The 22,845-nt window shown below is 60.6% G+C and carries 16 protein-coding genes; 10 read left to right on the forward strand and 6 right to left on the reverse strand.

What is annotated here, in order from left to right:
• Positions 1 to 344: 344 nt before the first annotated feature.
• From ntrC to glnA, 4 genes are all read right to left on the reverse strand, one after another.
• The gene (gene ntrC / locus HX821_RS24225) at positions 345 to 1,781 is read right to left on the reverse strand and encodes a nitrogen regulation protein NR(I) (protein WP_008435682.1); all 1,437 of its coding nucleotides are present in this window, start codon (positions 1,779 to 1,781) and stop codon (positions 345 to 347) included.
• Positions 1,778 to 2,863: a nitrogen regulation protein NR(II) gene (glnL, locus tag HX821_RS24230; RefSeq protein WP_003218001.1), complete on the reverse strand. Its 1,086-nt coding sequence runs from the start codon at positions 2,861 to 2,863 to the stop codon at positions 1,778 to 1,780. Before glnL ends, ntrC begins: the two co-directional genes overlap by 4 nt.
• A 390-nt stretch (positions 2,864 to 3,253) precedes the next feature.
• On the reverse strand, positions 3,254 to 3,790 hold the full coding sequence (locus tag HX821_RS24235) for a chorismate mutase (protein WP_177036577.1): 537 nt from the start codon (positions 3,788 to 3,790) through the stop codon (positions 3,254 to 3,256).
• Positions 3,791 to 3,979: 189 nt separating this feature from the next.
• Complete coding sequence (gene glnA, locus HX821_RS24240) at positions 3,980 to 5,386, reverse strand: glutamate--ammonia ligase (protein WP_003217999.1); 1,407 nt, start codon at positions 5,384 to 5,386, stop codon at positions 3,980 to 3,982.
• Positions 5,387 to 5,719: 333 nt separating this feature from the next.
• Between glnA and thiI the strand changes: the two genes are divergently transcribed.
• Both thiI and typA read left to right on the forward strand, forming a co-directional pair.
• Entirely contained in the window at positions 5,720 to 7,174 is a 1,455-nt protein-coding gene (thiI, locus tag HX821_RS24245; RefSeq protein ID WP_023659343.1) for a tRNA uracil 4-sulfurtransferase ThiI, read from the forward strand.
• Between the two features lie 139 nt (positions 7,175 to 7,313).
• Positions 7,314 to 9,134: a translational GTPase TypA gene (gene typA, locus HX821_RS24250; RefSeq protein ID WP_003217997.1), complete on the forward strand. Its 1,821-nt coding sequence runs from the start codon at positions 7,314 to 7,316 to the stop codon at positions 9,132 to 9,134.
• Between the two features lie 204 nt (positions 9,135 to 9,338).
• Here the strand turns inward: typA and HX821_RS24255 are convergent, their stop codons facing one another.
• Entirely contained in the window at positions 9,339 to 9,773 is a 435-nt protein-coding gene (locus HX821_RS24255) for a YkgJ family cysteine cluster protein (protein ID WP_003217996.1), read from the reverse strand.
• A 235-nt stretch (positions 9,774 to 10,008) separates the two neighbouring features.
• On the opposite strand from HX821_RS24255, the gene HX821_RS24260 reads away from it, so the two are divergent.
• The 6 genes from HX821_RS24260 (at position 10,009) to HX821_RS24285 (ending at position 19,639) form a co-directional block, all read left to right on the forward strand.
• Positions 10,009 to 12,459, forward strand: coding sequence for a glycogen/starch/alpha-glucan phosphorylase (locus HX821_RS24260; protein ID WP_003217995.1), 2,451 nt, complete (start codon positions 10,009 to 10,011; stop codon positions 12,457 to 12,459).
• Between the two features lie 170 nt (positions 12,460 to 12,629).
• Entirely contained in the window at positions 12,630 to 16,166 is a 3,537-nt protein-coding gene (locus tag HX821_RS24265) for a DUF2339 domain-containing protein (RefSeq protein ID WP_177036579.1), read from the forward strand.
• Positions 16,166 to 17,521: a DUF3999 domain-containing protein gene (locus HX821_RS24270; RefSeq protein ID WP_177028523.1), complete on the forward strand. Its 1,356-nt coding sequence runs from the start codon at positions 16,166 to 16,168 to the stop codon at positions 17,519 to 17,521. The genes HX821_RS24265 and HX821_RS24270 overlap by 1 nt, the downstream gene beginning before the upstream one ends.
• Positions 17,522 to 17,628: 107 nt before the next feature.
• On the forward strand, positions 17,629 to 18,639 hold the full coding sequence (locus HX821_RS24275; protein ID WP_003217989.1) for a class 1 fructose-bisphosphatase: 1,011 nt from the start codon (positions 17,629 to 17,631) through the stop codon (positions 18,637 to 18,639).
• Between the two features lie 143 nt (positions 18,640 to 18,782).
• A complete protein-coding gene (locus HX821_RS24280; protein ID WP_003217986.1) occupies positions 18,783 to 19,037 on the forward strand; it encodes a hypothetical protein in 255 nt (84 codons plus the stop codon).
• A 32-nt stretch (positions 19,038 to 19,069) separates the two neighbouring features.
• Positions 19,070 to 19,639, forward strand: coding sequence for a lipocalin family protein (locus tag HX821_RS24285; RefSeq protein ID WP_003217984.1), 570 nt, complete (start codon positions 19,070 to 19,072; stop codon positions 19,637 to 19,639).
• 129 nt (positions 19,640 to 19,768) lie between these two features.
• Here the strand turns inward: HX821_RS24285 and HX821_RS24290 are convergent, their stop codons facing one another.
• Positions 19,769 to 21,133 (reverse strand): formimidoylglutamate deiminase, encoded by a 1,365-nt coding sequence (locus HX821_RS24290; RefSeq protein WP_177036581.1) that lies wholly within the window; start codon positions 21,131 to 21,133, stop codon positions 19,769 to 19,771.
• Between the two features lie 78 nt (positions 21,134 to 21,211).
• Here HX821_RS24290 and hutC point away from each other — a divergent pair, with 78 nt between their 5' ends.
• The gene (hutC, locus tag HX821_RS24295; protein WP_173406113.1) at positions 21,212 to 21,991 is read left to right on the forward strand and encodes a histidine utilization repressor; all 780 of its coding nucleotides are present in this window, start codon (positions 21,212 to 21,214) and stop codon (positions 21,989 to 21,991) included.
• The gene (locus tag HX821_RS24300; protein ID WP_102367930.1) at positions 21,988 to 22,548 is read left to right on the forward strand and encodes a HutD family protein; all 561 of its coding nucleotides are present in this window, start codon (positions 21,988 to 21,990) and stop codon (positions 22,546 to 22,548) included. Before hutC ends, HX821_RS24300 begins: the two co-directional genes overlap by 4 nt.
• The last annotated feature ends 297 nt before the right edge of the window (positions 22,549 to 22,845 follow it).

Here is a 22,845-nt window from a genome sequence, read left to right on the forward strand (position 1 = left end):
AAACTGGGTAGTAACAGGGTTATTGCAGGGCGCGTGCCAGAATTGCGAAGTGGCGCCAAAAAATTTCTTCAGAAAGCGCAAAGCCCCGGAATACGGGGCTTTGGCTTTTTTGGGTTTTAATATTTTCTTAACAAGGCATGGGTTTCAGGCGTTGGATAAGTGCGCGATGCCGGTTCGTGGTGCATTGAAGCGGTGCACGGTCGTTAGTCTGGTACAAAACAAATGTGGGAGCTGGCTTGCCTGCGATGGCGCTGTGTCAGTCGATACATCCAGTGACTGACACAGCGCCATCGCGGGCAAGCCCGGCTCCCACATTAGATCTTCAGTGGATCAGGGATTAGTGATCAGGCCTCATCACCTTCGTCATCATCCCCACCGTCAACCTTCATCCCCAGCTCCTTGATCTTGCGTGTCAGCGTATTGCGGCCCCAGCCCAGCAGCACGGCGGCGTCGCGACGACGTCCAGCGGTATGCTTGAGGGCGGTTTCGATCATGATCCGCTCGAAAGCCGGCACAGCGCTGTCCAGCAGGTTCGACTGGCCACGTGCCAGGGCCTGGTCGGCCCATTGGCGCAGCGCCTGCTCCCAGTTGGTCACCGGTGCCGAATCCTGCGGCAGGCTCAGCAGCTCAGGCGGCAGGTCGCTGATATGCACTTCGCGCCCCGAAGCCATCACCGTGATCCAGCGGCAGGTGTTCTCCAGCTGACGCACGTTGCCCGGCCATGGCAGGTTCTTCAGGTATTCCTCGGTCTCGCTTTTCAGCAGCTTCGGCTCGACGGCCAGCTCCTGGGCGGCGCGGCTGAGGAAGTGACGGGCCAGGGTCGGGATGTCCTCGCGGCGGTCCGACATCCGTGGGATGTGGATGCGGATCACGTTCAGGCGGTGGAACAAGTCTTCACGGAATTTCCCGGCGTGCACCAGGGTTTCCAGGTTCTGGTGCGTCGCCGCGATGATACGTACGTCGACCTTGACTGGTGTGTGCCCGCCTACCCGATAAAACTCGCCGTCGGCCAGGACCCGCAGCAAGCGCGTCTGGGTGTCGGCCGGCATGTCGCCGATTTCATCGAGGAACAGCGTGCCGCCGTCGGCCTGTTCAAAACGGCCACGGCGCAGGTTGGCCGCACCGGTGAACGCGCCTTTTTCATGGCCGAACAGTTCCGACTCCATCAAGTCTTTCGGGATCGCCGCCATGTTCAGCGCAATGAACGGCGACGCCGCCCGTGGGCTGTGACGGTGCAGGGCGTGGGCCACCAGCTCTTTACCGGTACCCGACTCGCCATTGATCAGCACGGTGATGTTGGAGTGGCTCAAGCGCCCGATGGCGCGAAACACTTCCTGCATCGCCGGCGCTTCGCCGATGATTTCCGGGGTACGGGTCAGGGCCGGCGGGGCTTCCTGGTTCTGCTGTTCCTGGGCGTGCTGGTTGGCGCGTTTTACCAGCGCCACCGCTTCGTCCACGTCGAACGGTTTTGGCAGGTATTCAAAGGCGCCGCCCTGATAGGACGCGACAGCGCTGTCCAGGTCCGAGTGCGCGGTCATGATAATCACCGGCAGGCGCGGGTGCTGCTCGCGAATCCGCGCCAGCAAGTCCAGGCCGCTGGCGCCGGGCATGCGGATGTCGGAGATGATCACATCGGGCTGCTGGCGAGCCAGGCGGCTCATCACCCCGTCGGCGCTGTCGAAGCTCTGGGTGGTCATGCCTTCCTGTTGCAAGGCTTTCTCCAGGACCCAGCGGATAGAACGGTCGTCATCGACGATCCAGACAGTTTCACTACGGCTCATGTCGATGGGGCTCCTTGTTCCAGTGGCAGAAAGATCGAGAAGGTGGTGTGACCGGGATGGCTCTCACATTCGATCAAACCCTGGTGCTGGCTGATGATGTTCTGGGTAATGGCCAGGCCGAGCCCGGTACCGTCCGGGCGGCCGCTGACCATTGGGAAAAAGATGGTTTCCTGCAGTTCTGCAGGGATGCCGGGGCCGTTGTCGATGATCTCGACCTTGGTCACCAGGCGATGGCGCACGTGGCCAATGGTGAACTGGCGCAGGGCACGGGTGCGCAGGCTGATGCGGCCCAGGCGCAGCTCGTTCTGGCTGCTGATGGCCTGCATGGCGTTGCGCACGATATTGAGCACCGCCTGGATCATCTGCTCGCGGTCGATCAATACGTCGGGAATGCTTGGGTCGTAGTCGCGCACCAAGGTGATGCAGCCCTGGCTTTCGGCTTCCACCAACTGGCAAACCCGCTCCAGCACTTCGTGCACGTTGGTCATTGCCAGCGACGGCAGCTTGTTGGAGCCGAGCATGCGGTCTACCAGGTTACGCAGGCGGTCGGCTTCCTCGATGATGACGTTGGTGTAGTCCTTGAGGTTTTCGTCCGGCAGCTCGCGGGCCAGCAGCTGTGCGGCACCGCGAATCCCGCCCAGGGGGTTCTTGATCTCATGGGCCAGGCCGCGTACCAGCATTTTGCTGGTTTCCTGCTTGGACAGTTGCGCCTCTTCCTTGGTGATGCGCAGCAGGCGATCGCGAGGATGCACCTCCAGCAGCAACAAGGTGGCGCCGTGGCTGAGGATCGGTGTAACCGCGTAGTCGACGGTGAGGGTCTGGCCGGTGAGGGCGGTGAGCATCGCTTCGCGCTTGGTGAACGGGTGCGCCTGCTCCACGGCCTGGCGCAACGAGCTCAAGGCCTCGGCCGACTCAGTGAACAGCTCACTGATGAATTGCCCATGGCTGCGCTGCCCGCTGATGGCCAGCAGCATCTCCGCCGCCGGGTTCATGTACTCAAGGCGCAGTTCGTCATTGAGCAGAATGGTCGCGGTGGTCAGGTTGTCGAGTAACAGGCGGTGCAGTGCGTCGCTGATGGTCATTAGGACCTCTTTTGGAGCAAGGCGCGGGCTTGAGGCACACGCTGATACAAGGAAAATGCAAAAACCAAACCAAAGCTCCGAAAAGAAGCGTTAAAGCCCTGAAATGGGGGATTAAGGCGCGAAACTGTGGCGTTCTGCCAGCTTGGACGGGAAGTTTCGAACCAAAATGGGTTGCGTAAGTGGGAAGGGTGCAGCGTATCGCACCAATATAGTGCGGTTTTGAAAAGTCTGTTCAGGAAGCTGGTGGCAGCGACTGATTGGCTGAATGGGTCGGATCTAAATTGTGGGAGCGGGCTTGCTCGCGAAGGCGGCGTGTCAGTCATGCATATATCAACTGACACACCGCCTTCGCGAGCAAGCCCGCTCCCACATTTGATGGCGTTCGCAATTTTAGATTTTATAGAGGCACAGCTCGGCGGTGGCGCGGATCATCGCCAGTTGGCGCAGCGGGTCATGTGCAGCCGCGTGATTGGCCTGGGCCAGCCATTGCGGACACTGGGGGTTGGTGCGTTCTGGGGTGAAGTCCGCCAGCTGTTGCAGCAGGCGTTTTTGCAGCAGGTCCAGTTTAGGGCGGATCTGGCCGACCAGATCCGGGCGTGGGTCATTCGGCGCCTTGCCTTGCAGCTGCCAGTCGGAAAGGTGGGCGTACTGCACCAGTTTGTTCGCCTCGATCTGGGCCGAGAAAAACTGCTCGGCCTGTGCCGGTGCCAGTTTGTAGCTCGGCGCCTGGGCGACGACGCTGGCGATCACGTCCTGCTCCCGTGGGCGGTCTTCGACGGGCTTGTGGCTGTCCCATTTGCTCAGGGCCACCTGGTCGGCAATCGCCAGGCGTTCGGCAATGCTGTCGAGCAGCGGGGCGAGGGTGGGTGGTGCTGCGAATACATTGGCGCTGATGGCCAGCAAGATGAACCCAATTTTGAGTTTCAAGGCAGATCCCTCTTCTGTAGGGGCGAGCTTGCTCGCGAAGGTCGTTAACGATAACGCGTAAGTATTGAAGAAATGCGGTGCCTTTGAATTTTTCGCGGGCAAGCCGGCTCCCACAGGGTTTTGCGGGCAAAAAAAAGACCTCCCGAAGGAGGCCTTTTTCATCACGCCACGTTACGCAGCGCTACCGGATCAGCAGCTGTAGTACAGCTCGTATTCCAGTGGGTGTACGAAGGTGCGGACCTTGATTTCTTCTTCGCTTTTCAGGGCGATGTAGGCATCGATAAAGTCGTCGCTGAACACGCCGCCTTTGGTCAGGAACGCACGGCCCTTGTCCAGCTCTTCCAGGGCTTCTTTCAGGCTGCCGCATACTTGTGGGATCTCTTTGGCCTCTTCAGGCGGCAGGTCGTACAAGTTTTTGTCGGCGGCATCGCCAGGGTGGATCTTGTTCTGGATACCGTCCAGGCCGGCCATGACCAGAGCAGCGAAGGCCAGGTACGGGTTGGCTGCCGGATCCGGGAAACGGGCTTCGATACGGCGAGCGCGAGGGCTGGAAACGTAAGGAATACGGATCGAAGCGGAACGGTTGCGAGCCGAGTAGGCGAGCATTACCGGAGCTTCGAAACCTGGGACCAGACGCTTGTAGGAGTTGGTCGATGGGTTGGTGAAGCCGTTCAGGGCCTTACCGTGCTTGATGATACCGCCGATGAAGTACAGGGCAGTGTCGGACAGGCCGGCATAACCTTCGCCAGCGAAGGTGTTCTTGCCTTCTTTGGCGATGGACAGGTGAACGTGCATACCCGAACCGTTATCGCCGTACAGAGGCTTAGGCATGAAGGTAGCGGTACGGCCGTAGGCATCAGCCACGTTGTGTACGCAGTACTTCAGGGTCTGAACTTCGTCAGCCTTGGCAACCAGGGTGTTGAACTTCACGCCGATTTCGTTCTGGCCGGCAGTCGCCACTTCGTGGTGGTGAACTTCGATGACCAGGCCCATCTCTTCCATGGCGTTGCACATGGAGGTACGGATTTCGTGGTCGTGGTCGAACGGAGGAACCGGGAAGTAGCCGCCTTTGATACCTGGACGGTGGCCTTTGTTGCCGCCTTCCACGTCCTGGTCGGACATCCACGAACCTTGTTCGGAGAAGATTTTGAACATGGAACCAGAGATGTCGGACTTGAACTTGACCGAATCAAAGATGAAGAATTCTGGTTCCGGACCTACGAATACGGTGTCACCGATACCGGTCGACTTCAGGTATTCCTCGGCACGCTTGGCGATCGCACGTGGGTCACGGTCGTAGCCCTGCATGGTCGAAGGCTCGATCACGTCGCAGACGATGATCAAGGTTGGGTCTTCGGTGAACGGGTCGAGTACGGCAGTGCTGTCGTCCGGCATCAGGATCATGTCGGACGCTTCGATGCCTTTCCAGCCGGCAATGGAGGAACCGTCGAACATTTTGCCTTCTTCGAAGAAGGCGTCATCCAGCGCGTCGCGAGCCGGCATGGTCACGTGGTGCTGAGTGCCTTTGGTGTCCGTGAAGCGCAGATCAATCCATTTGACGTCATGATCTTTGATGAGTTGAACCGACTTCGACATAGTGTCCTCCGGGTGGCTTCGGGCTGGGGTAGTGGAGTAGCCCTTAGAATGTGGGTGATGCCGGCGCGAATACTCGACCAAGGCAACCTGCCTCACAAGAGAGCAAATTGCATGCCAGTGCCCCGACATGGGTTTTTTGCCACAAAAACGCCCCTATAAAGGTGCAATCCGCTGAAACGGAAGAAATTGCGCACCGCAATGTAGCGCTTATTTTGGTTTATGACCCGTTTTGGTGCGCGAAAGGTCAGTTGCATATTAACTGGTTAAACCTTGAGCGATTTCCGCTATAATCCGCGCCCCCCTTTTTCGGCTGGGCCTGCGCGCGCTGTTTTCATGAAATTAATCGTTAAAGTCTTCCCCGAGATCACCATCAAGAGCCGACCGGTACGGATGCGTTTCATCCGTCAATTGGCCAAGAACATCCGTGCCGTGCTCCGCGATCTGGACCCGGCTGTGGTGGTGAATGGTGTGTGGGACAATCTCGAGCTGGAAACCCGCCTCACAGACCCCAAGGCCCTGAAGGACATGACCGAGCGCCTGAGCTGCGTGCCGGGCATCGCGCATTTCCTGCAGGTCGACGAGTACCCGCTGGGCGACTTCGACGACATCACCGAAAAGTGCAAGCAGCACTACGGCGATGTGCTGGCAGGCAAGGTGTTTTCAGTGCGTTGCAAACGCGCCGGCAAGCACCCGTTCAGCTCCATGGATGTCGAGAAATATGTGGGCAGCAAGCTGCGTCGCGAGTGCGGCGCTGCCGGAATTTCCCTGAAAGAGCCGCAAATTGAAGTGCGGATGGAAATTCGCGACCAACGGTTGTTTGTGATCCACAGCCAGCACGACAGCATCGGCGGCTACCCGCTGGGTGCCCTGGAACAGACCCTGGTATTGATGTCCGGCGGTTTCGATTCCACTGTCGCGGCCTACCAGATCATGCGCCGCGGGCTGATGAGCCACTTCTGCTTCTTCAACCTGGGCGGGCGTGCACACGAATTGGGCGTGATGGAAGTTGCGCATTACATCTGGAAGAAGTACGGCAGCTCGCAACGGGTGCTGTTTGTCAGCGTACCGTTCGAGGAAGTCCTGGGAGAAATTCTCGGGAAAGTCGATAACAGTCATATGGGCGTAGTATTGAAGCGTATGATGTTACGCGCTGCGTCCCGAATCGCGGATCGGCTGGAAATCGACGCACTGGTTACCGGTGAAGCGATTTCCCAGGTGTCCAGCCAGACCCTGCCGAACCTGTCGTTGATCGACTCTGTGACCGAGAAGCTGGTACTGCGCCCGCTGATCGCCAGTCACAAGCAAGACATCATCGACCTGGCGACCCAGATCGGCACGGCGGATTTCGCCAAGCACATGCCGGAATATTGCGGGGTCATCTCGGTGAACCCCAAGACCCACGCCAAGCGCAACCGCGTGGAGTACGAAGAACAACAGTTCGATATGGCGGTGCTCGAGCGTGCGCTTGAGAACGCCAAGCTGGTGCCGATCGATCGGGTTATCGACGAATTGGGCCAGGATTTGCAGATCGAAGAAGTCAGCGAGGCTCTGGCCGGTCAGATCATCATCGACATCCGTCACCCGGATGCCGCTGAAGACGAGCCGCTGGAAATTGCTGGCATCGACGTACAAACGCTGCCGTTCTATGCATTGAATGCGCGTTTCAAGGAACTGGATGACAGCCGTCAGTACCTGTTGTATTGCGACAAAGGCGTGATGAGTCGCCTGCATGCCCACCATTTGCTCAGTGAGGGGCATGCCAATGTGCGCGTTTATCGACCGAGCTAAGAGCCCGGGGCTGTTTGCCTGTGGCCTGCGTCACCGGCCCCCCGACTCTGCCGTCAAGCTGTAACGGCAAGGCCTGACTCTACTGTTAATCGCTGCCACGACCTGTCAGCACACCGAATCCTCTGATCGAGATACACAAGTGATCGAAAATCTACGCAACATCGCCATCATTGCTCACGTTGACCATGGTAAGACCACCCTGGTAGACAAACTCTTGCGTCAATCCGGCACCCTGGAGCGCAACGAGCTCAACGACGAGCGCGTGATGGACTCCAACGACCAGGAGAAAGAGCGCGGTATTACCATTCTGGCGAAAAACACCGCCATCAACTGGAACGGCTACCACATCAACATCGTGGATACCCCGGGCCACGCCGACTTCGGCGGCGAAGTTGAACGCGTAATGTCGATGGTTGACTCCGTTCTGCTGCTGGTTGACGCTCAAGACGGCCCTATGCCGCAAACCCGTTTCGTGACCAAGAAGGCTTTCGAAGCCGGCCTGCGTCCGATCGTGTGCATCAACAAGGTTGACCGTCCAGGCGCGCGTCCGGACTGGGTTCTGGACCAGATCTTCGACCTGTTCGACAACCTGGGTGCCACCGAAGAACAGCTGGACTTCAAAGTCGTCTACGCCTCGGCCCTGAACGGCATTGCCGGTCTGGAACACACCGACATGGCTGAAGACATGACCCCGCTGTACCAGTCGATCGTCGACAACGTACCGGCTCCGAAAGTTGACCGTGAAGGCCCGTTCCAGATGCAAATCTCGGCACTGGACTACAACAGCTTCCTGGGTGTTATCGGTGTTGGCCGTATCGCTCGTGGTAGCGTCAAGCCGAACACTCCGGTGGTCGCCATCGGCGCCGACGGCAAGAAGCGCAACGGTCGTATCCTGAAGCTGATGGGTCACCACGGCCTGCACCGCATCGACGTTGAAGAAGCGTTTGCCGGTGACATCGTATGTGTGAGCGGTATGGACTCGCTGTTCATCTCCGACACCCTGTGCCAGCCGGACAACGTCGAGGCGATGAAGCCTCTGACCGTTGACGAGCCAACCGTTTCCATGACCTTCCAGGTAAACGACTCGCCTTTCTGCGGTAAAGAAGGCAAGTTCGTGACTTCCCGTAACATCAAGGAACGTCTGGACAAAGAGCTGCTGTATAACGTTGCTCTGCGCGTTGAAGAAGGCGACTCGGCTGACAAGTTCAAGGTTTCCGGCCGTGGTGAGCTGCACCTCTCGGTACTGATCGAAACCATGCGTCGCGAAGGCTTTGAAATGGGCGTTGGTCGTCCTGAAGTGATCATCCGTCAGGTTGACGGCGTGAAGCAGGAACCGTTTGAAAACGTCACCATCGACACCCCTGAAGAATCCCAGGGCAAGGTCATGGAAGAGATGGGCCTGCGTAAGGGCGACCTGACCAACATGGTGCCGGATGGCAAAGGCCGTGTGCGTCTGGAATACAACATCCCTGCTCGTGGTCTGATCGGTTTCCGTAACCAGTTCCTGACCCTGACCAACGGTGCTGGCATCCTGACCTCGATCTTCGATCGCTACGACACCATGAAGTCCGGCGACATGTCCGGCCGTCAGAACGGTGTTCTGGTATCGGTAGAAACCGGCAAGGCGCTGACCTACTCCCTGGAAACCCTCCAGGCGCGTGGCAAGCTGTTCGTTGAACACGGTCAAGAGATCTACAACGGTCAGATCGTTGGCCTGAACAGCCGTGACAACGACATGGGCGTCAACCCAACCAAAGGCAAGAAGCTCGACAACATGCGTGCTTCGGGTAAAGACGAAACCATCGCTCTGGTTCCACCTGTTCGCTTCACCCTGGAACAGGCTCTGGAATTCATCCAGGACGACGAGCTGTGCGAAGTTACGCCTAAGTCGATCCGCCTGCGTAAGAAGATCCTGGACGAAGGCGAGCGTACCCGCGCTGCCAAGAAAGCCAAGAACTGAGTTAACTCAGGCTGAATGAAAAACGCCCCCGGTCGAAAGGCCGGGGGCGTTTTTTTATGCCTGCAATATCTGTAGTGACTGTGCGGGCCCCTTCGCGAGCAAGCCCGCTCCCACATTCGACCGCGTTTTTTCAGGATGAATGAGGTCAAGTGTGGGAGCGGGCTTGCCCGCGAAAGCGGTAGTTCAAGCAATAAAAAATCTGGATCAGAACTTGTCGAGGGTCTTGAACCTGGTCTCGCGCACCACTTCCTTCGGCTTGTACGCGCAATACCCCGGGCGCGGCCCGATTTTCGGGTGATTGCGGCAAGTATCCGGGCGCTTGTCATAAATAGTGCAGAAGCGGCTCTTACGATCCAGGTACAGGCAATCGTTGTTGCTCATGCGCTGCAGGGTGAAGATCTCGGATTTGGCGTTGAAGCGCTCGACGATGCCTTCCTTCTGCAAGCGCTTGGCGATGTTCTTCGGCGGGTCGCCACGCTCGAACTCATCGACGATGCCGATGCGGATCAGGTCCTTGATCTTCACCTCAACCGGCAGGGTGCAGCAGCTCGACACACAGCCGCCACACATATGGCTTGAGTATTTCTGCCAGGTCTCGAGACGGTCGAGTTCCGCGGCGGCGATCAGTTGAGGCTTCATCAGGTTTCCAAGAGGGGTGTTATCCGGCGCGGGATCATACCGGAACTGGTGGTTTTTTGAACAATATCTTCCAGCTTTCAGCTCGAAGGCTGTGCCGGGCCACAAACGGGCACGGCCCCTGCATCAAATTCCCGCAAAGGTGAATGAGTTAAAAAACTGCCGAACCAGAGCGTCTACCGTCTGTCAGACCGTCTAGGCTCTAGCAACTCCTTCTATCTCGCCCGAGGTCGCATCGATGTCTCAGGAACCGCTTGTACGAGAAGCAGAGGTAGCCGCATTTCGCGATGCCGTCTTGACCAAACTTACCTATGCGGTGGGCAAGGACCCCGATCACGCCTTCGACCACGATTGGTTTGAAGCCATCGCACTGGCCGCCCGCGACCACATGGTCGACCACTGGATGGACCACACGCGGCACATCTACCGCAAGGGACAGAAGCGGGTCTATTACCTCTCGCTGGAATTCCTGATCGGCCGTCTGCTCTACGACAGCCTGAGCAACCTTGGCTTGCTGGACGTGGCCCGTGAGGCCATGAGCGAGTTGGGTGTGGACATGGAGCGCATTCGCCTGCTGGAGCCCGACGCGGCCCTGGGCAACGGTGGCCTTGGCCGCCTGGCGGCCTGCTTCATGGAAAGCATGTCGACCCTGGGCATCGCCGGCCATGGCTATGGCATTCGGTATGAGCACGGGCTGTTTCGCCAGGCGATTGTCGATGGCTGGCAGCAGGAGCAAACCGAACGCTGGCTGGATTTCGGCAACCCCTGGGAGTTCGAGCGCGCCGAAGTGATCTACCCGATCGGCTTTGGCGGTGGTGTGGAAACCGTGCTGGACGCGTCCGGCAAGTCGATCCAGGTCTGGTCGCCGAATGAAACCGTACGCGCGGTGGCGTATGACACCCCGGTCGTCGGCTGGCGCGGCGCAAGCGTCAACACCTTGCGCCTGTGGCGTGCCCGTGCGGTGGAAGACCTGCACCTGGAACGTTTCAACGCCGGTGACCACTTGGGCGCCGTCGCCGAGGTGGCCCGCGCCGAAAGCATCTCCCGAGTGCTTTACCCGGCCGATAGCACCGAAGCAGGGCAGGAGCTGCGCCTGCGCCAGGAGTACTTCTTCGTCTCCGCCTCGTTGCAGGATCTGCTGCGTCGCCACAAGAACATGCACGGCTCGGTATTGAGCCTGGGCGAGCACGCGGCCATCCAGCTCAACGACACTCACCCCTCGATCGCGGTGGCCGAGTTGATGCGTCAGTTGGTGGACCTGCACGACATCCCGTGGGATGCCGCCTGGGACGTCACCGTCGAAACCCTTTCGTACACCAACCACACCTTGCTCCCCGAGGCGTTGGAAACCTGGCCGGTCGGCCTGATGGAGCGCATGCTGCCGCGGCACATGCAGATCATCTACCTGATCAACGCCCAGCATATCGACTCGCTGCGGGCCAAGGGCATCCATGACTTCGACGTGCTGCGTGCCGTCTCGCTGATCGAAGAAGACAACGGTCGCCGCGTACGCATGGGCAACCTGGCGTTCCTCGGTTCCCACAGTGTCAACGGCGTATCCGGCCTGCACACGCAACTGATGCGCAGCACGGTGTTCTCCGAACTGCACAAGCTCTACCCGGACCGCATCAACAACAAAACCAACGGCATTACCTTCCGCCGCTGGCTGTACCAGGCCAACCCCAAGCTCACGGCGATGCTGGTGGAAGCACTGGGCCCGGACGTGCTGGATAACCCCGAACAGCGCCTGGCAGACCTGGAACCGTTTGCCGAGAAGCAAGCCTTTCGCAAGGCCTTCGCCGAACAGCGCCTGCACAGTAAGCGGGCACTGGCCGACATCATTCACGAGCGCCTGGGGATTTCGGTCAACCCGGCGGCGATGTTCGATGTGCAGGTCAAGCGGATCCACGAGTACAAGCGCCAGCTGCTGAACCTGATGCACACCGTCGCGCTGTACCAGGCGATCCGGGCCGAGCCGGGCACCGACTGGGTGCCGCGGGTGAAGATCTTCGCCGGCAAGGCCGCGGCCAGCTATCACCAGGCCAAGCTGATCATCAAGCTGACCAACGACATCGCCCGTACCGTCAACAACGACCCTACCGTGCGCGGGTTGCTCAAGGTGGTATTCCTGCCCAACTACAACGTCAGCCTGGCGGAAAGCATCATTCCGGCGGCCGACTTGTCGGAGCAGATTTCCACCGCTGGCTTTGAAGCCTCGGGCACCAGCAACATGAAATTCGGCCTCAACGGCGCGCTGACGATCGGCACCATGGACGGCGCCAACGTCGAGATGCACGAGCGCGTGGGTGCCGACCACATGTTCATCTTTGGCCTCAGCGCCCAGCAGGTGGAAGCGCGCAAACACGCGGGCGAGTTCAACGCCGGGCCAGAGATCGCCGCGTCCCATCGCTTGAATGATGTGCTGCAAGCGATTCGTGGCGGGGTGTTCTCACCGGATGATCCGGGCCGTTATGCCGGGTTGGTGGATTCGCTGATCGACTACGACCGCTTCCTGGTCTGTGCCGACTTCGATTCCTACTGGGATGCCCAGGCGCGGGTCGAGGCCCATTGGCACGACTCCAAGGAATGGTGGCGTTCGGCGGTGCTCAATACCGCGCGCATGGGCTGGTTCTCGTCGGACCGGACCATCCGCGAATACGCGACGGAAATCTGGAAAGCGTTGGATTAGACACTGCAATAAAAAATGTGGGAGCGGGCTTGCTCGCGAAAGCGCAGCGTCAGTCGACAAATTTGTGACTGATCCACCGCCTTCGCGAGCAAGCCCGCTCCCACATGGGGTCCGTGTCGATATACTGAGCATCGCCTTTGCCCGCTTCGGGCTGCTTAGGGATATCGACCATGCAATGGATTTTCATGCTGATTGGCCTGGTGCTCGGCTGGACGCTCGATGAGTCGTTCAGTGATGCGGGCATTGGAGCGCTGCTCGGTTTGGGCATTGGCCAGGCGATTCGCCTGTCGATGCTCGCCTCGCGTACGGAGGAACAAGGCCGTCAGCTGGAGTCTGCCCGCAACGCCCTGAAAGTGGTCGAGCAACGCCTGGCCTTGCTGGAAAGGCCTGCCGCCGTTGAAACCCCCGGACCTGTGTTTGTCGAAGAGCCGCTGCCGGTAGCGGCGCCGCCTGAACTCGTCTGGGAATTACCCGCCGAACTGGAACCCGCCTACGCAAGCGTGGTGGCCGAACCCAGCCAGCCATTGCCGGCTGATGTGTGGCGGGCCGAACCGAGCGCGAAAATCCCTGAACAGCCTGCCGCGCCTGCGGTGCCTCGCGGCCCCAACTTTATCGAGCGCGCAATCAGCGGTGCCCGCAACTGGCTGTTCGGTGGCAACACCGTGCTGCGGGTCGGCGTGGTGTTGTTGTTCCTCGGCCTGGCTTTCCTGCTGCGCTATGCCACTGAAGGCATGGTGGTGCCAATCGAGTTGCGTTACGCAGGTGTCGCCGGTTGCGCATTGGCACTGCTGGGCCTGGGTTGGTGGCTGCGGCTGCGCAACCGTAATTACGGGTTGATGCTGCAGGGCACCGGCATTGCGGTGTTGTACCTCACGGTGTTCGCCGCGATGCGCCTGCACCCGCTGCTCGACCCCGGCGCGGCACTCGGCTTGCTGGTGGCGGTCACCGTTTTCTCGGCGATCCTGGCGATTACCCAGGACGCCCTCGGCCTGGCCTGCGCCGCTGCACTCGGCGGTTTTGCGGCACCGATCCTCACGTCCACCGGCGCCGGCAACCATGTAGCGCTGTTCAGCTATTTCGCCCTGCTAAACACAGGCATTCTCGCCATCGCCTGGTTCAAGGCCTGGCGCCTGCTCAATTTGATCGGTTTTGTCGGCACCTTCGGCATCGGCTTCGCCTGGGGCATGCGCTCCTATACACCGGAGCTGCTGTGGAGCACCGAGCCGTTCCTGATTCTATTTTTCCTGATGTACCTGGGCATCGGCCTGTTGTTCGCCCGACGCAAGTTGCTGGAGATGCGCGACGCGCCGGACGATGACAGCCGTGGCGCGTTGCTGCGCTGGTCGGCGGCCAAGAGCGATTATGTCGACGGCAGCATGCTGTTCGGTCCGCCGCTGGTGGGCTTCGGTTTGCAGTTTGCGCTGGTGCAGCACCTGGAATTTGCCGCTGCGTTCAGCGCGCTGGCCCTGGGCATTATCTATATGGGCCTGGCTCGTCTGCTGAGTGGCGGGCGCGCCTTGCTGCTGGCGGAAACCTGCCTGGCGCTGGGTGTGATCTTCGCCAGCCTGGCGATTCCGTTGGGCCTCGACGCACGCTGGACCGCGGCGGCCTGGGCCGTGGAAGGCGCCGGGATTTTCTGGCTCGGCCTGCTTCAGCAGCGGCCTTTGGCACGGGCGTTTGGCTTGCTGTTGCAAGTCGGTTCGGCGCTGGCGTTCCTCAGCGAATTGCGGATTGGCGAGACCAGCCTGCTGGACGGTGCACCCTTGGGTGCGTTGTTGCTGGGGGCGGCCTTGCTGTTCAGTTTCGACCAGTTGCGCAAGGCGCCGGTGGAGCACGCGGCGCAGTGGGAGCGTCGAGGCTTGCCGGTATTGGCCTGCGTCGGCCTGGGCTTCTTGTACCTGATCGCACCGTTGCTGCTGTGGACCCAAGGCACGGCCATCAGTTGGGCGCTTGCCGGTCTTGCGACCTTGCTGGTGGGCCTGCGCATCGGCTCGCGTACGTTCCTCTTCACCGCGTTTGCCGTGCAACTGCTGGGTGGTGCGCTGTTCCTGCTGCGCCTGCAAGCGGGTGCTGATTCAGGCGCGGTGTTCAGTGCGGGCTGGAGCGGCTTGCTCACCGCATCGCTGATTGGCCTGGCATTGATCGGCGGCATGCTGCTGGCCGCGCGGGACACCATGGTGCGCAGCGATGTGCGGTTGTTGCGTGGCCTGTCGGTGGTGTTGCTCGCCGGGTTGGTGCTGATCAACCTGGCGGTGCTGTTTGTGCTGCCGTGGGAGACCGCCAGCGGCGTGTGGGCGGCCAGTGGTTTGTTGATCATCTGGCTGAGCCTGTACCTGCAACAGCGCGTCAGTTTTGTCTTCGGGTTGTTGCTGCAAGTGATCGGCGGCGCTTCGTTCCTGATCGCGGTGCCGGACCTGCTCGGGCCGCTGACCAGCGAAGGCTTGCGTCCTTTGGGTCATAGCGGCTTCTGGACGCCAATGGTGCTCGGGCTGGCAGCGCTGGTCGGGGCCTGGCGCTTGCAGCGTCGACCTCACGCGCCGGTGTTCGAGGCGTTGAGTTTGCAGCGGCTGTCCGACGTGCTGCTGGTGTGGGGTGCGGGTTGGTGGACGCTGGCGTTGGTCAGCGAAGTGCTGCGGTTTGCACCATCGATGCTGCAAGGCACCTGGCTGTTGGCGGTAGCGGCGGTGAGTGTGGCGATCTGGGCGGTATTGGCCCTGAGGCTGCAATGGGCGTCGCTGGGCTTGCTGTGCACGCTGTTGATGCCGGCGGCGGGCGTGGTGTTGCTGGGCGCGTGGGGCTCGCGTTATCACCCGGCGGCGAACTTCGCCTGGCTGGCCTGGGCAGCGGTATTTGCGGTGCATTTCGTGTCGCTGCGGCGCCTGGCGTTGGTCATCCCGGAAAAAGCCCTGGGCACCGCGCACGTGCTCGGCTGCTGGCTGTTGATCGGCGTGCTGGCGCTGGAGTTGCGCTACGGCCTGTTGTTGCTGTCCGAGGAATACAACGCCTGGCGCTGGCTGGGCTGGGCGATTCTGCCAAGCCTGTACCTGGTGCTGGCCGCCGCGCCGCGCAGTTGGCCGTGGCCGGTGTCGGCGTACCCGCGCGAGTACCGGTTGTATGCCGCGTTGCCGCTGGCGGTGTTGATGCTCGGCTGGTTCTGGCTGGCGAATATCTTCAGCGACGGCACCGCCGAGCCGCTGCCGTATGTGCCGCTGCTCAACCCGCTGGATATTGGATTGCTATTCGCGCTGCTGGGTGTGTACCTGTGGTCCCGCAGTGCCGCGCCGCAACGCGGGCCGCGCGCCGAACTGGTCGCCCAGGCGGTCGCCGGTGTCTCGTTGTTCGCCTTCTTCACCGCGCTGGTGATGCGCACGGCTCATCACTGGGGTGGCGTGCCGTTCCATCTGGATGCGTTGCTGGAGTCGATGCTGGTGCAGGCCGGGCTGTCGATCGTGTGGACCCTGATTGCCCTGAGCCTGATGATCGGCGGCCATCTGCGTCATCGGCGAGAGGTGTGGCTGATCGGTGCGGCATTGATTGCCGTGGTGGTGGCCAAATTGTTCTTCGTCGAATTGAGCAACCGTGGCGGGCTGGCGCGGATCGTATCGTTTATCGGTGTGGGCGGGCTGTTGCTGGTGGTGGGCTATTTCGCCCCGCTGCCGCCCAAGCGCCCCGAGCCGGTGGTTGAAACTGAAGGAGTGGCCTCTTGATGGGCAAGCTGAGTGTGGCGCTGTTGGGGTTGTGCACGACGTTATCGGCCTGGGCCCAGGAGACGCCCGCCGATTTCACCACGCGTGTGCCGCTGACGGTCAGTGGCGAAGGCCCGTGGTACCGCCTGGAACTGCCGCTGGCGGTGCAATTGAGCGCCCGTCAGGCCGACCTGGGTGATGTGCGGGTGTTCAACGCCGCTGGCGAGCCCCAGGCTTACGCACTGGCGCGGCAGTCGGCGCAAAGCACCGAAAGCCGCAGCCTGTCCAACGTGAAGTGGTTCCCGTTGTACGCTGCGGCTGACTCCTCCGAAGCCGTGCCCAGCGTGCGTGTGCAATCCACGTCCACCGGCACGCTGGTGCAAGTGCAGCCGCCGAGCCAACTGGAGGCCGGCGAAGAAGTGCTGCGCGGCTGGTTGCTCGACGCGAGTGCGATCAAGGCCCCGTTGCAGCAACTGATCCTCGACTGGACGAGCGAGCGCGACGGCTTCCAGCGTTTCAGCATCGAAGCCAGCGACGACTTGCAGCACTGGCGCGCGTGGGGCGAAGGGCAGGTGGCGCGGTTGTCGTTTGCCGATGAGCGCGTCGAGCAGCATGAAGTGAGTTTGCCGGGGCAGTCGGCGCGGTATCTGCGTCTGCTGTGGAAAGGTCAGGCGGCACCGGCGCTGACGTCGGCGCAGTTGGAGAGTGTCAGCGCCCACAACCTGCCGTTGCCGCTGGTGTGGTCGCAGCCGTTGTCGGGCAGCCGGCTCAAGGCCGGGGAATACAGCTGGCAGTTGCCCAACGCACTGAACGTCGAACGCTTGCGAATCGACTTGAGCCAACCCAACAGCCTGGCGCCGGTCACCTTGTCGGGCCGCCGGGAAACTAATCAGGCCTGGCAACCCATGAGCAGCGGTTTGCTCTACCGGTTGACGCAAAATGGCCAGGACGTTTTACAGAACGAACTGCAGTTGCCGGGCCAGGCTGTTGCGCAGCTCAAGCTCGACGTGGACGAACGTGGCGGTGGCCTGGGCGTGGAGGCGCCGACCTTGAGCTTTGCGGTGCGGGCCACGCAGTTGGTGTTCCTGGCGCGGGGCGAGCCACCGTTCACCCTTGTGCTCGGCAATCCGTCGGTGAAAGGCGCGAACTTGCCGCTGTCGACCCTGATTCCGGACTACAGCGCCGAACGTCTCGCGGGGCTTGGGCAGGCCAAGGTGGCGGGCGAGGCGGTGGTGACATCGGCTGCGGTCGCGGCCCCGGTTGATGCCGGGCCGAACTGGAAAAAGCTCGGTCTTTGGGCCGTGCTGCTGCTCGGTGTGGCGGCCCTGGGCGCCATGGCCTACAGTTTGCTGCGCAAGCCACCGGTGGCACGTTAAATAAAGTCCATGAACTCTATTGGGTTTAAATCCTCTGATAGGAGGAAATACGCCCCGACTCGCGTTAAACTGCGCGGGTTTTTAGCCCCCCATTTCCGGAGCCTTCCATGTCCCGCGTTACCCTGAGTCGCTATTTGATCGAGCAGACCCGCAGCAACAACACGCCTGCCGATCTGCGCTTCCTTATCGAAGTGGTGGCGCGTGCTTGCAAGGAAATCAGCCACGCCGTGTCCAAAGGCGCGCTGGGTGGTGTCCTGGGCAGCATGGGCACTGAAAACGTACAAGGCGAAGTGCAGAAGAAGCTTGACGTGATCTCCAACGAAATCCTGCTCGAAGCCAACGAGTGGGGCGGTCACCTGGCCGGCATGGCGTCCGAAGAAATGGACAATGCCTACCAGATCCCGGGCAAATACCCGAAAGGCGCGTACCTGCTGGTATTCGACCCACTGGACGGTTCGTCGAACATCGACATCAACGCGCCAGTCGGCACCATCTTCTCGGTACTGCGTTGCCCGAACGAATACCTGAGCCAGAACGAAGCCCTGAACGAAAAGGCCTTCCTGCAGCCGGGCACCGAGCAGGTAGCTGCCGGTTACGCGATCTACGGCCCACAGACCATGCTGGTGCTGACCCTGGGCGACGGCGTCAAGGGCTTCACCCTGGACCGCGAAATGGGCAGCTTCGTGCTCACCCATGAAGACATCACCATTCCTGCGTCCACCCAGGAATTTGCAATCAACATGTCCAACCAGCGTCACTGGGAAGAGCCGGTTACCCGCTACGTGGGCGAGTTGATGGCCGGCGAAGAAGGCCCGCTGAAGAAGAACTTCAACATGCGCTGGGTGGCTGCGATGGTTGCCGACGTGCACCGCATCCTGACCCGTGGTGGCCTGTTCATGTACCCACGCGACAGCCGCGAGCCGTCCAAGCCAGGCAAGCTGCGCCTGATGTACGAAGCCAACCCGATGTCGTTCCTGGTTGAGCAGGCGGGCGGTGCGTCCACCGACGGCCACCAGCGCATCCTCGACATCCAACCTGAAGGCCTGCACCAGCGCGTAGCGGTGTTCCTGGGTTCGAAGGAAGAAGTTGAGCGTGTGACCGGCTACCACAAGGCGTAAGTCCTTGCGGTAAGCAAAAGCCCCGAAACGTTTCAGCGTTTTCGGGGCTTTTTTGTTTTCGCTCGTCGGGAACCAGACACCTCTTTTCCCTTCTAAGCTTCTGGCAGACCCCCAAGCTGCTTCGTCTCTCCAGGAGTTTTTCCATGTCGTTACGCCGTCTCGCCCTGTTGTCGTTTTGCGTGCTTCTGGCCGCTTGCAGCAAGGTCACTCAAGAAAATTACGCAAAACTGTCGGCCGGCATGCCAAAGGCCGAGGTGGAGTCGTTGTTGGGCAAGCCGACTGATTGTTCTGGCGCGCTGGGTATGTCCAGTTGCACCTGGGGCGATAAAAACAGCTTTATCAGCGTGCAATATGCCGGTGACAAAGTACTGATTTTTTCCGGGCAAGGCCTGAAGTAAACCGGGGCGAAAGCCTGCGGGAGAAAAACAACATGATGCGTTTCGTTCTATACCTCTGCGCCAGCCTGTTTTTGGCGGGCTGCGCCAGCCATTCTGGCGATGATCTGCAACCCAAGACTGTTGGCAGCGTCAACCTCAAGCGTTACCAGGGCACCTGGTATGAGCTGGCCCGTTTGCCGATGTACTTCCAGCGCAATTGTGCGCAGTCCGAAGCCCGCTACACGCTGTTGCCCGATGGCAACATGTCGGTGTTCAACCGCTGCCTGACCCCTGAGTGGAAGTGGCAGGAAGCCAAGGGCACCGCAACGCCGCAGGTCGCCGGCAAGACCGATAAACTGTGGGTCGAATTCAATAACTGGTTCACCTCGCTGTTGCCGGGCGTGGCCAAGGGCGATTACTGGGTGCTGTACGTCAGCGATGACTACAAGACCGCTATTGTCGGCAGCCCGAGCCGGCGCTACATGTGGTTGCTGTCGCGCACGCCGACGGTCAGCGCCGACACCCGCGAAGACCTGCTGAGCAGGGCACGGCAGCAGGGGTATGACACCACGCGTTTGATCTGGCGTACGTCGGACAAGCAGATGGCGAAGACCTCGCAGTAATACGAAACAGCGCCAATCCAATGTGGGAGCGGGCTTGCTCGCGAAGGCGGTGTGACAGTCACCAGATGTATTGACTGATCCACTGCTTTCGCGAGCAAGCCCGCTCCCACATTTGTTATGTGTCGTCTGTCAGCCCAGCAAATCCCGCAAGACCTGGGTAAACGCCCGGCTGCTGGCTTCTTCGGCGGCGTGATGCCCGTCGCGAATCACCCACTGGCCGTTGACCAGCACGTCGCGCACCTGGCGATCACCACCGGCAAACAACCAGCGATTGAGGATCCCGTCTTCGTTCGCTGTCGCCAGGTACGGATCGTTGCCGTCCAGCACCAGCCAGTCCGCACGCTTGCCAACTTCCAGGCGCCCAATCGGCTGCCCCAACGCTTCGGCACCGCCGTCCAGCGCGGCATCGAACAGCGTACGCCCAACCATCGGCTGATCGCTGCGATACAGCCGGTTGCGCCGCTGGTCCCGCAGCCGCTGCCCATATTCCAGCCAGCGCAATTCTTCCACCACGCTCAGTGACACATGGCTGTCGGAACCAATCCCCATGCGCCCGCCCTGGGCCAGGAAGTCCACCGCCGGGAAAATCCCGTCGCCCAGGTTGGCTTCAGTGGTCAGGCACAACCCGGCAATCGCCCGGCTCCTGGCCATCAACGTCACTTCTTCCGGATTGGCGTGGGTGGCGTGCACCAGGCACCAGCGCTGATCCACTTCAACATGGTCATACAACCATTGCAGCGGGCGCTGGCCGCTCCAGGCCAGGCAGTCGTCGACTTCCTTCTGCTGCTCGGCGATGTGGATATGCACCGGGCACGCCTTGTCGCTGGCGGCCAGCACTTCGCTGATCTGTTGCGGTGTGACGGCGCGCAGCGAGTGGAAACACAGGCCCAGCCGTTGTGTCGGTTGCGCGGCCAGAATCGGTTGCAGGCGTGATTGCAGGCTCAGGTAATTTTCGGTGCTGTTGATAAAGCGGCGCTGGCCTTCATTGGGGGCCTGGCCGCCGAAACCGGAGTGGCTGTAGAGCACCGGCAACAACGTCAGGCCGATACCGCTGCTGGCGGCGGCCTGGCTGATTTGCCGCGACAGCTCCGCAGGGTCGGCATAGGGCTGGCCGCTGACGTCGTGGTGCACGTAGTGAAATTCGGCCACCGAGGTGTAGCCGGCCTTGAGCATTTCGATATACAACTGGTGCGCGATGACCTGCAACTGGTCGGGGCGGATCTTGCCGACCATCCGATACATCAGGTCGCGCCAGGTCCAGAAACTGTCATTCGGGTTGCCGGCCACTTCCGCCAGCCCGGCCATCGCGCGCTGGAATGCGTGGGAATGCAGGTTCGGCATGCCCGCCAGCACGGGGCCCCTGAGTCGTTCGGCACCGTCTGCACTGGCGTTGGGCTCAACCTTGGTCAGCAGGCCATCGGCGCTGACTTCAAGACGTACATCGTTGGCCCATCCATTAGGCAGCAGCGCGCGTTCGGCAAAGAAAGCGGACATGATTCAGGCACCCCAGTCGTGTGTTTATTTGTATATACATATACAGACGTTTGCCTGCTCGGTAAACTCCGGCAAGCTATGCTTCTTTTTCACCTACAAGGATTTCCTGTGTCGACTCCGCCCGCCAAGTCTCCACTGGCTGCCCACATGGACGAAAGTCCGGCGCCCTTGTATGCCCGCGTCAAACAGATGATCAGCCAGCAGATTCTCAACGGCAACTGGCCGCCGCATTATCGCGTGCCTTCGGAGAGCGAACTGGTCAACCAGTTGGGCTTCAGCCGCATGACCATCAACCGCGCCCTGCGCGAGTTGACTGCCGAAGGCCTGCTGGTACGCATGCAAGGTGTGGGCACCTTTGTCGCCGAGCCCAAGAGCCAGTCGGCGCTGTTTGAAGTGCACAACATTGCCGATGAGATCGCCTCCCGCGGTCATCGCCATACGTGTAAGGTCATTACCCTCGGTGAAGAAGCCGCCGGCTCCGAGCGCGCCGTCGCGCTGGAAATGCGCGAAGGCGGGCGGGTGTTCCACTCGTTGATCGTGCACTACGAAAACGACATTCCGGTGCAAATCGAAGACCGTTTCGTCAACGCCCTGGTAGCACCGGAATACCTGCAGCAGGATTTCACCCAGCAAACGCCCTATGCCTACCTCAACCAGGTGGCGCCGCTGACCGAAGGCGAGCACGTGGTCGAGGCGATCCTGGCCGACGCCGACGAATGCAAGCTGCTGCAAATCGAAACCAGCGAGCCGTGCCTGCTGATTCGCCGCCGCACCTGGTCTGGCCGCCAGCCGGTCACGGCCGCACGTTTGATCCACCCCGGTTCCCGTCATAGCCTGGAAGGACGTTTCAGTAAATGAGTTCGATGAAAGTCTGGCGCGCTACCGATTACATTCGCATGCCGTGGAAAAACGGCGGCGGCAGCACTGAAGAAATCACCCGTGACGCGGGGGAGGGCCTTGACGGTTTCGGCTGGCGCCTGTCGATTGCCGATATCGCCGAGTCGGGCGGGTTCTCCACCTTTGCCGGGTACCAGCGCATTATCACCGTGCTGCAAGGCTCGGGCATGGTGCTGACGGTGGATGGCGAGGAACAGCTCGGGTTGTTACCGCTGCAGCCATTCCCGTTCAAGGGTGACAGCCAGGTGTCCTGCCGCTTGATCGGCGGGCCGATCCGCGATTTCAACCTCATCTATTCGCCGCAGCGCTATCAAGCGCGGTTGCAATGGATGGACGGCACGCAGCGTTTCTTCAGTGCCGCGCACACCGTGCTGGTGTTCAGCGTGGCCGATGAAGTGAAGGTGCTCGGTGAGCGGCTGAACCGTCACGACTGCCTGCAACTGGACGGTAACACCGGCCTGCTGGACGTCAGCGTGATTGGCCGTTGCTGCGTTATCGAATTGACTGCCGCCGCTTGAACAGGTGGGGGTTTCTTCCCCCACATTTTGTTTCCCTCTTCCCGCACCAACTTGTTACCGAACGCCCCAGCATGGCGCAAAGCCCTGCCTCGATGACAAGTCTCCCGCACTGTAAAAATCCCCCGTAAGAAAATTCATCATGCTGCGAAGCCTTGTTTTCCAAGGCTTCCACCCTCGTCCCGGAAAAATCTTCAAACCTTGCGCGCAAAGTTGGCCGCTTGATTGCATATGCTTGTATGTACAAGTAAAGATGTGTGCGTAAGAGTCCATGAACTTCCTCTTCGCACCCATCAATGT

This window comes from Pseudomonas sp. B6001, from assembly GCF_013386015.1.
Taxonomy (GTDB): Bacteria; Pseudomonadota; Gammaproteobacteria; order Pseudomonadales; family Pseudomonadaceae; genus Aquipseudomonas.